This window comes from Aphanothece stagnina RSMan2012 (genome assembly GCF_046764815.1).
In the GTDB taxonomy this organism is placed as follows: Bacteria; Cyanobacteriota; Cyanobacteriia; order PCC-6307; family Cyanobiaceae; genus NIES-981.
Genome location: NZ_JBKOUC010000086.1, coordinates 1 through 636, shown reverse-complemented (window position 1 = coordinate 636; position 636 = coordinate 1). Strand labels below are relative to the sequence as shown.

Genomic DNA, 636 nt, shown 5'->3' with positions numbered 1-636 from the left:
GTACTGATCAAAAAGAGCTTGCAATGCTGGGGAAATGGCCACAGTCCGACTGGACTTGGTTTTAGTTTTTTCAATGCGGAAAGTCATGGCATCGCTGGTGACATCAGCCCAAGCAAGAGAACAAGCTTCCCCAATGCGGCAACCAGTATAAAGACAAATACCAAATAGAAGGCGATCGCGGGGAGTGAGCAAGCCAACGGTGAATAGGTCATGCAGTTCCTGCTCAGTTAATACCTTTGCTTGCCCCTGGCGGTTAATTTTCATTCAATAATTCTGAGGAAACATTGAATAACTTCCACAACCCCAATTCTATCGTGGAATTTTTTCAACTCTCCATCGCTCAACATAAACTATTGCTAATTATTCTCAGTTGATAAATTCTGAAAACTGCCGCTATGTCCTAAATCGTCTGATACGGGGACTTACCGAAGAAAATGATGTAGTTAACCTGAAAAATCAAATATGAGGGTTAAAGACGATTTTCAAGGGTGTAATTTGTACTGTTTTAGGACAGATTGATAAATCATATCGGTTATTGGCGATCGCCGTCCTTAAGCTCACAACCCCAACCATCTTTATCCCTATCAATGCGGTGGTCATCTTTGCCAGTAATCCTGACTGGCTTTTTGTTGTCGG

2 protein-coding genes are annotated in these 636 nt (G+C 42.3%); both read right to left on the bottom strand.

The genetic code is table 11. From position 1 onward, the window contains the following. The coding region (locus tag ACLNEE_RS16840; RefSeq protein ID WP_412007446.1) for a tyrosine-type recombinase/integrase at positions 1-264 on the bottom strand (264 nt) is incomplete at its 3' end. Positions 265-456: 192 nt separating this feature from the next. Further along, a partial coding sequence (locus ACLNEE_RS16835) for a hypothetical protein (RefSeq protein WP_412007445.1) occupies positions 457-636 on the bottom strand: 180 nt, incomplete at its 5' end.